Here is a 3,892-nt window from a genome sequence, read left to right on the forward strand (position 1 = left end):
TGTCGGTTTATCTCTTAGCGACTTATATAATAATAACATATTTAAGTTTGTTTAGTCAACAACTTTTTTATATTATTTTCTTGCCTCACTTATTCATTTAATGTGACAACGTTTAATAATATACCATTATTCTTTTACGATTGCAATAACTTTATTATAAAAAAGATCATGTTTCTCATTATAGCAAAAATGTAGTTAACTTTACTAAAAGCTATTTACTACTATAATGAAAAACAACTACTCTGCTCTTATAGGTAATTCTACTACAAAAAGTGACCCTTTACCGATCTCACTTTTTACATATACTATTCCGTTATGCATATCAACAATTTTCTTTACGATTGATAAACCCAATCCATTTCCGCCGGTTGTTCTGTCTCTTGATTTATCTGCTTTATAAAATCTTTCAAATATATGCACTTGATCTTCTTCTGAAATACCAATTCCAGTGTCTTGAATTTGTATAACTACCTTGTCATTATCTTGTATAGCAGAAATAAATAGATCACCATTGTTAGAAGTAAACTTAATACTGTTTGTAATTAAATTCATCCAAACCTGATTCAATAGGGCTTCGTCTCCAGTAAAATCAATTTTACCTATATTAACATGCATATTAATATTTTTTTCTAATATCTGAGGCTCGCAACTTAATAATGAGTACATAAGTTGGCTGTTTAATGAAAAACTATTCTTTTCTATTGGCTGGTTTTGTGATTCTAGTGAAGTTAACTTTAGCAGATTATCGCTAAGCTTCGATAATCTTGTACTTTCATACTCAATTATATTTAAATATTGCTTTCGCTCTTCTAATGGTAAACTTTCATTTTGTAATACTTTAGCAAAACCTTTAATAGATGTTAGAGGCGACTGGATTTCATGTGAAACGTTAGAAATAAACTCTTGGCGCATGTTTTCCATTTGATCTAAATTTTTTGCCATATGGTTAAAGCTATCTATTATTTGTCCTATTTCGCCACCAAATGCATTCCTGAATTTTTCGAGATCCACTGAAACGTTAAACTCTCCTCTTGAAATACTTCTAATTGCCTGCATTATTTCTTTTACCATCTTCATTTGTTTTGGATGATGAAATAATCTACCAAATACAGTTCCCCCAAGCATTAATAATAGAAAGGTCAAAAAAGTATTTATGATTTGTTTCGTTAAATCTGATAAATTAGTAAGATGATGTTCATAAAAGTAAATGGTAGAATAGTGAACAATTACGCTTCCTAACGTTATTGCTGTCGTTAATAATAATATAACTCCTATAACATCTCTAATTTTTTTTAATACTTTCATTTCAATAACTCCATTCGATACCCTAAACCCCATACCGTAGAAATTTTAAAACCAAATTCTTTCTCAGGAAATCTTTCCCTCAATCGCTTTATATGAACATCTACAGTTCTTTCATCACCTGTATAATCGAATCCCCAAATGTTTTCAATTAGTTGTTCTCTGGAATAAGTCCTACCTAAAGAGCTAGCTAAAGTAAATAAAAGCTCTAATTCCTTCAGTGGCATATTGATTACTTTATTTTCATTTAGAACTTTGTAATTACCGTGATCTATTACTAAAGTTCCTATATGAACAATTTTAGATGAAGATATTTTTGATCTTCTTAACAATGCTTTTACCCGAACAACCAATTCGACTGGTTCAAACGGTTTTACAATATAGTCGTCGGTCCCTAATTTAAATCCTCTAACTTTCTGTTCAGTTTCACCTTTTGCAGTTAACATTATTATAGGGAGATCATATTTGTTACGTATTTCACGACAAAGCTCGAACCCATCCATTTCAGGCATCATTAAGTCAATAATTAACATATCTATTTTGTTGTCTTCAAAAACACTAATTGCTTCAATGCCATTTGTAGCTTCAAAAACAGTAAAGCCCTCATCTCGAAGTAACACATTTAATAGTTTTCGAATATGAGGATCATCGTCTACGATTAAAATACTAGCCATAAAAACACCTTCCCTAAAAAGTTTTAATTACACTGCACTATTTACTCTTAATTGCTGATTAGCAAATTCTTTATACATAAGATGGTTACTATATAATTCATCATGTGTCCCTATACCAGTTATTTTTCCTTTATCTAAAAATACAATTTGATCTGCATCTATAACTGTAGAAAGACGATGCGCAATAATTAAAGTAGTTCTCCCTTTCATTAAATTGGAAAGTGCATTTTGTACAACTAATTCCGACCTACTATCAAGATTTGAAGTTGCCTCATCCAACATTAATAATTTAGGGTTTCTTAGTAAAGCTCTTGCAATACCTATTCGTTGTCTTTGTCCACCAGATAGTTTTATACCTCTTTCTCCAACCTCTGTATTAAAACCATCAGGTAAGTCGTTAACAAATTGATCCACATATGCCATAGCCGATACATAAGCCAACTCTTTGTCAGATATTTCTCTTTTAATTCCATAGCAAATGTTATCTCTAATTGTACCGACAATTAATGGATTTTCTTGTGCAACATAACCTATTTGATTTCTCCAACTCTCTAAATTGAAACTACTTATTTGATTATCTCCCATTTTTATTTCCCCATTTTTTGGAGGGTAGAATCGTTCAATTAGTGAAAATAAAGTTGTCTTCCCGCTTCCACTTGGCCCTACAATCGCTGTTACCTTACCAGGAGGGATCACAAAATTAAGATTAGTTAACATCTCTTCTTCCTTATATGCAAAATGCAAGTTATTAATATTAATCGGTAAACTCATATCAACTTCATCTTTTCCAGTTTGATAATCTTCTTCTTCAAGTTCTAAAATACTGATCATTCTTTCAGTAGCACCTTTTGTTTTTTGAAGCTCAGTAAAGAAATGTGTAATTTGTGTTACTGGGAAGATAATTTGGAATAAATATAATATATAAGCTACTAAAGACCCTGCGGTTATTGCACCTGATGAGACTCTGACCCCGCCATATCCAATAATAACTACTAAAATAAGCATCAATACAAAAGAAACAATTGGTCCAATGAAAGAGTGTAACTTTCCTTCCTTAATACCGAAAGATAATAAATTATTAATTCCCTTGTTTCCATTAGCAATTTCAGCAGTTTCAGCATTCGAAACTTTCACTAATCTAATTTCCGAAAAAACTTGGCTTATTAATGATGTGAATTTTGCTGTCTCATCTTGGGTTGCTTTTGATAATTTCGACATTTGTTTTCCAATAGGGATAAATATTAGTGCAATGACAGGTATAATACTAAAAGTTACTAATGTCATTCTCCAATCTAATACTAGAAGTAATATAAAAGATCCAACAATTGAAATCATTCCAGTTAAAAAGTTTGTTATGTGTTCTGTTATTAACCCCTTTAAAATTGCTGTATCATTCGTAACTCGACTTACATTATCTCCAGTCTGAGTCTCATCGAAATAAGATATTGGAAGTACAATCATTTTCTTCCACAATCGGTGTCTTACATTGGCAACCACTGTATTTCCTACGCGGCTGAGCAGATAGATAGAAGCTGCTGATGAAATAGCCTGTATTATTAGGACTGTAACAAAAATTGCTATTTGTCCCGTACTTAAGGATGCTAATGAGAAACCATCTACAAATTTCTTTGTAAGCAAAGGTAATAGTAAACCGACTAAAGTAGTAGCTACACTTAATAGTACGCCTATTACAAACAACCATTTAGGAGGATTTGCATTTTTTATTAAAGAGAGAAATTTTCTCCAGTCACTTTTTTTATCTAAATTAGTTTCTTCTTTCATATTATTACTCCTTTCATTTACTATATTTTTATCTACATTACCTTTAAAATTTACAACTAAAATATGAATAAAGAATGAACTAAATTATATTTTCCTATTAAATTAACCTCTTAAATATTACTTTTTATAACGCC

3 protein-coding genes are annotated in these 3,892 nt (G+C 30.8%); all 3 read right to left on the minus strand.

All coding sequences use genetic code 11. The features are described from left to right. Positions 1–237: 237 nt before the first annotated feature. Genes RAH41_RS22350 through RAH41_RS22360 form a run of 3 tightly spaced genes read right to left on the minus strand, consistent with a single transcriptional unit; the run spans position 238 to position 3,758 of the window. Positions 238–1,305 (minus strand): HAMP domain-containing sensor histidine kinase, encoded by a 1,068-nt coding sequence (locus RAH41_RS22350; RefSeq protein ID WP_331225457.1) that lies wholly within the window; start codon positions 1,303–1,305, stop codon positions 238–240. After that, on the minus strand, positions 1,302–1,976 hold the full coding sequence (locus RAH41_RS22355; RefSeq protein WP_331225458.1) for a response regulator transcription factor: 675 nt from the start codon (positions 1,974–1,976) through the stop codon (positions 1,302–1,304). Before RAH41_RS22355 ends, RAH41_RS22350 begins: the two co-directional genes overlap by 4 nt. A gap of 27 nt (positions 1,977–2,003) precedes the next feature. Further along, positions 2,004–3,758, minus strand: coding sequence for an ABC transporter ATP-binding protein (locus tag RAH41_RS22360; RefSeq protein WP_331225459.1), 1,755 nt, complete (start codon positions 3,756–3,758; stop codon positions 2,004–2,006). Positions 3,759–3,892 lie beyond the last annotated feature (134 nt).

Source organism: Gottfriedia acidiceleris, assembly GCF_036421055.1.
Taxonomy (GTDB): domain Bacteria; phylum Bacillota; class Bacilli; order Bacillales; family Bacillaceae_G; genus Gottfriedia; species Gottfriedia acidiceleris_C.